This window comes from Anabaena sp. CA = ATCC 33047 (genome assembly GCF_963870205.1).
Taxonomy (GTDB): domain Bacteria; phylum Cyanobacteriota; class Cyanobacteriia; order Cyanobacteriales; family Nostocaceae; genus Trichormus.
On sequence record NZ_CAWMSA010000089.1, the window covers coordinates 73,757 to 79,055 of the forward strand.

Annotated in this window: 4 protein-coding genes; 1 reads left to right on the top strand and 3 read right to left on the bottom strand. The window is 43.6% G+C overall.

The genetic code is table 11. The features are described 5' to 3' along the window. Positions 1-674 (bottom strand): pyridoxine 5'-phosphate synthase (locus tag AACS98_RS23525; RefSeq protein ID WP_066384801.1); only part of this gene is annotated, 674 nt, incomplete at its 3' end. A gap of 387 nt (positions 675-1,061) precedes the next feature. On the opposite strand from AACS98_RS23525, the gene AACS98_RS23530 reads away from it, so the two are divergent. Next, a complete protein-coding gene (locus tag AACS98_RS23530; RefSeq protein WP_066384803.1) occupies positions 1,062-3,185 on the top strand; it encodes a hybrid sensor histidine kinase/response regulator in 2,124 nt (707 codons plus the stop codon). Between the two features lie 105 nt (positions 3,186-3,290). On the opposite strand, the gene AACS98_RS23535 is transcribed toward AACS98_RS23530, so the two are convergent. Both AACS98_RS23535 and AACS98_RS23540 read right to left on the bottom strand, forming a co-directional pair. Next, entirely contained in the window at positions 3,291-4,643 is a 1,353-nt protein-coding gene (locus tag AACS98_RS23535; protein ID WP_066384806.1) for a UDP-N-acetylmuramoyl-tripeptide--D-alanyl-D-alanine ligase, read from the bottom strand. Positions 4,644-4,852: 209 nt separating this feature from the next. Next, on the bottom strand, positions 4,853-5,299 hold a 447-nt coding region (locus AACS98_RS23540), incomplete at its 5' end, for an RNA-guided endonuclease InsQ/TnpB family protein (RefSeq protein ID WP_232317233.1).

The window sequence follows — 5,299 nt, forward strand, 5'->3', positions numbered from 1 at the left end:
ATACCTACTAATGCTGCTCGGCTAATGATGGTATGACCAATGTTGAGTTCTTCCATTCCTGGCAGCGCAGCCACCGGGTAGACATTCCAGTAGGTCAGCCCATGACCGGCGTTGACTCGCAATCCAGCTTTAATGGCTTGTTCACACCCTTTAGCTAACACAGCTAATTCTTGATGACGACTGGTTTCGTCGCTGGCTTCTGCATATTTACCAGTGTGTAGCTCAATAAACTTTGCCTGCACCTTGACAGAAGCTTCAATTTGTGCAGGTTCAGCATCAATGAACAAACTCACTGGAATGCCAGCACCCTGCAATTTATCGACTATCTCTCCTATTCTAGCAATTTGCCCGACTATATCTAAACCTCCTTCTGTAGTAACTTCTTCCCGTTTTTCGGGGACTAAAGTCACATAATCGGGTTTAATGTCAAGGGCAATTCCCAACATTTCATCTGTAGCAGCCATTTCTAAATTTAGGTGAGTGCGTACTGTCTGCCGCAATAAACGCACATCCCGGTCTTGAATATGCCGTCTGTCTTCCCGCAGATGTACTGTAATGCCATCTGCGCCCGCTAATTCTGCCAGTACGGCCGCAGCCACCGGATCCGGCTCTACCGTCCGCCGTGCTTGGCGAATGGTGGCTATATGGTCTATGTTTACACCAAGTGTAGGCAACCCCAGTATCTCCCTATCCACTGTCCACAGAGATTTATCTTACCTGAAATTGTTAACAAAATGCTTGGTTAAGAACGTCCAAGTTGATTTTTATCAGTAATAATTGAGCAGGAAAGCTAAATACAGATAAAATTCTCAGAATAATAATTTTAGATGAAAGTTATCGTTAAGATAACTCTGGGGGATAAATTAAGCGATCGCTAGTCATTACATCCGAAACATCCAACTTTTCTGTTATTTCCCACAATTACTAATTTGTATCAGCTTTATTGCTCACAAATTGTTAATGGTGATGGAAAATTTTTTGTATACCATAAATATTTTTTCCCTGAAGAACTGAGATAGTTCTACGAATTTTCAAAAATTAGTGTGTTTACCTGAAAAACTATGGCAGAATTGTGGACTTACTTTTTTCACTCAGGCCCATTTATCCCACATGGACACTGCTATCTATGGCAAACAGATTTAGTTTTGTTACATTTAGTATCTGATGCACTGATTGCTCTAGCTTACTATTCTATTCCTGCTACACTTTTCTATTTTGTTCGTAAGCGGCATGATCTGCCGTTTAATTGGATATTCTTGTTATTTAGTGGTTTTATTGTCGCTTGCGGTACTACTCATATTTTAGAGGTTTGGACACTTTGGCATCCCACCTATTGGGTATCGGGATTTGTCAAAGCTGCCACCGCCGGAATATCTTTAATTACCGCCGTCGAACTCATCCCTTTAGTACCAAAAGCTTTAGCACTTCCTAGTCCTGCTCAACTAGAACAAGCGAATCAACAATTGCAAATACAAATAGCTGAACGTTTACGGGTAGAAGCAGAACTGAGAAAATATCAAAATCATTTAGAAGACTTGGTTGCGCTTCGCACCCATGAAATTACTCAAACTAACGAACAATTACATCAAGAAATCGCCGAACGTCAGCGTCTTTTAGAAGTTGTCAGAGAAAGTGAAGAACGCTACCGTTATTTAGCTGAGGCTATTCCTCAACTTGTGTGGACTGCTAATGCTGACGGTGAATGTGTTGATTTTAATCAGAAGTGGTGTGAGTATACTGGGCTAACATTAGAGCAATCTTTGGGTTCTGGATGGCTAGCAGCATTACATCCAGATGATGTCAACAAAGCCTATGAGGTATGGGTAAATGCGGTAAATAGCAGCACTGTATACGAAAATGAATACCGATTTCAATGTGCGTCTGATAATTCCTATCGTTGGCAGTTGGCGCGAGGCTTACCACTTAAAGATGAGCATGGCCATGTAGTTAAGTGGTTCGGAACTTGTACAGATATCCACGAACAAAAACAAATACTAGAACAACGGGCGCATTTGCTGGAGTTAGAACAAGCCGCACGAGCTAAGGCAGAAACAGCTAATCGGATTAAAGATGAGTTTTTAGCTGTCCTTTCCCACGAGTTACGCACGCCTCTAAATTCTATTCTGGGATGGTCTAGGTTGTTACAAAGCCGTCAAATCGACCAAACCAGGACATCTCAAGCACTAGCCACGATTGAGCGTAATGCCACATTACAGGTGCAACTCATAGAAGACTTGCTAGATATCTCCAGGATTTTACAAGGTAAGCTAGTGCTGAATATTACAAAAATTCATTTAAATGCTGTAGTCTCGGCAGCACTAGAGACAATGCGCCTAGCAGCAGAAACAAAATCAATTGAGATCATCACAGTTTTGGAATCAAATATCGGGCAAGTTAGGGGTGATTCGGCTCGCTTACAGCAAGTAGTTTGGAATCTCCTTTCTAATGCCGTAAAATTTACACCGAAGGGCGGACAGGTAGAGGTACGACTTCAACGAATCGATGACTATGCTCAGATTGTCGTCAGTGATACAGGTAAGGGAATTAGTCCTGAGTTTCTGCCCTATGTCTTTGATTACTTCCGCCAAGCAGATAGCAGCTCTACAAGAAAATTTGGTGGGCTAGGGTTGGGCTTGGCTATCGTCCGTAAAATTGTAGAAATTCACGGTGGTACTGTCACAGCAGACAGTCAGGGTGAGGCTCAGGGAGCAACGTTTACAGTGCAATTACCGCTTGTGCCAGAGGATAGCTCGAATTTGACAGATAAACAAAATCAACTGTCATTATTCAGCCCTGAATATTCACTGCTGGCTGCCATCAAGATTTTAGTGGTTGACGATGATCTTGATTCACGAGATTTTATTGCTTATATGCTAGAGCAAGAAGGGGCTGAGGTGAGCGTGGCGGCTTCCGCAGTTGAAGGTTTAGAAATATTAGCTCAATCCCAATTAGATGTGTTAGTCAGTGATATCAGTATGCCTGACATCGATGGCTATATGTTGATTCGCCAAATCAGAACTTGGGCAGCCGAGCAAAATGGCCAAATTCCAGCGATCGCCTTAACTGCTTTTGCCAGACAATTCGATCAACAGCAAGCTCTCGCCGCCGGGTTTCAAATCCACTTAGCCAAGCCTGTTCATGCTGAAGAATTAATTGCTGCCGTGGCCAGGTTGATTGTCCAGTGAGCGGAGGTAGCGGAGAAAACGAAACTTTGAGCAGGGAGAAACGGGAAAAGTTCTCTCCTCTGTGCATTGCTGCCCTCTGCTCCTCTTAGCCCCAGTCGCCAATACCTACTCCTTACTCCCTTGTCCAAGCAACTGATTAACTACCCGATCTAAACCTACGGAATGGGCAGCTTTGAATAACAAGCGATCGCCTGCTTGCATATATGTCTTTAATCTCTCCACTAAATCACTGTGGCTGGTAAAGCACTCTGAAGGTATACCTACGGCACTTTTGGCAATGGTTTCGGCATCTTGTCCGTCAGCTAAGACTAGCAAACCGTCTAATTTTAAATCTCGGACTTTTTCACCGACTCGCTGGTGTAGTTCCGGCGATCGCTCTCCTAATTCTTTCATTGCTCCTAATACGGCAATTCTCCGCTTTCCTGGTGTGTCTGCTAATAACTGCAACGCTGCAATCATAGCTTCCGGTGCGGCATTGTAAGTTTCGTCTAGGATAACAATATCATTGGGTAAAGTCAAGCGTTGCGATCGCCCGGTGGGCATATTCACAGTTACACCATGTTTGAGGCTTGCCCAATCGATGCCTAAAACTTGGGCGACTGCGAGGGCGGCTAAGAAATTGCTGGCGTTGTGACGACCTTTTAAGGGGAAGGGTAACTGGATTCCTGAAACTTCTATAGTTTCGTTGTCAATGAGTGTGCCGTGAATGTCACCACCAGAAAAACCATAGGTCAAAACTTGCCCCTGCCACAACTTCGCCGCCGTTGCCAGTAAGAGGGGATTGTCGTGATTGAGAATAGCTACACTATTTTGGGGCATTTCGGCTAATAATTCACATTTTGCCTGAGCGATCGCTGCTTCTGAACCGAGTAACTCAATGTGTGCTGTCCCCACATTGGTAATCACGCCAATTGTCGGGCGTGCTATTTGTGTGAGTTCGGCGATTTGTCCTCTACCCCGCATTGCCATCTCAATCACGGCGTAGTCATGTTCTGCATTCAGTTCTAGCAGGGTTTTGGGTACGCCAATTTCGTTATTGAAATTGCCAAAGGTTTTATGTACTTTACCCTGTGTACCCAAAACTGCGGCTATGAGTTCCTTGGTGGTGGTTTTCCCCACAGAACCCGTCACCCCAATAACTGGAATGTGAAAGCGATCGCGCCACCATCGACCAATTTTTTGATAAGCTTCTAGGGTATTGTTGACTTTTAATACAGGCAGCGTAGAATTTTCATAGTCAAAATCAACGATAGCAGCGATAGCACCCTGAGCGATCGCAGTTGCTACAAAAGCGTGTCCATCAAACTTTTCACCCCGCAAAGCTACAAAGACTTCACCTGGTTGGATGACACGGCTATCTGTTTGTATACCAGTGCTGACTTGTGCCAAATCAGCTGCACTTAAATTTACAGGTTGGGCTAAAACTGCTTGAGTGAGTTCGGTTAAAGTAGCAAACATAAAAATTGGTCATTGGTCATTGGTCATTGGTCATTGGTCATTAGTCATTGGTCATTAGTCATTGGTCATTAGTTTTTCTCCTCCGCTTCCCCTGCATCCCTACACCCCTAGCTGAAAACAACAGTAGTGCCAAAAAAGCTCAACTTCTTTGGCACACATAGTATATAGGCTATTGAGTATTTACGACTGGCTAATTGACACTCACCGCCCTAAAAGTGCGGTGATTCTTTGTTCACAGACCCAACTTGCTCAGACAGGATTTCTCCAACCTGAGTAGAGGTCGAATCTCCCAAAGCGTTCGGATCTAAGATCCAAGTTCCCGTATGCCCTACGGTACTCAAGGCCAATTTCAGAATGTTGATTGCAGCATTCCAATCTCTATCCATCTCAAAACCACATTCACAAACATGGGTTCTTGTAGATAGAGATTTTTTCACTACTGCACCACAATTAGAACATTCTTGAGAAGTATAGGCAGGATTAACAGCAACAGTTATTCTGCCAAACTTCACCCCGAAATACTCTAACCACTTTCTGAATTGATACCAACCAGCATCATTAATAGATTTAGCCAGACAATGATTTTTGACTAAATTTTTAATCCTCAAATTTTCATAAGCTACCAAATCGTTAGATTGGATTACGCAACGCGCCAC

Coding starts and splice junctions, on each gene's coding strand:
- AACS98_RS23530 (WP_066384803.1), top strand. CDS start 1,062: ATGGCAGAATTGTGGACTTACTTTTTTCACTCAGGCCCATTTATCCCA.
- AACS98_RS23535 (WP_066384806.1), bottom strand. CDS start 4,643: ATGTTTGCTACTTTAACCGAACTCACTCAAGCAGTTTTAGCCCAACCT.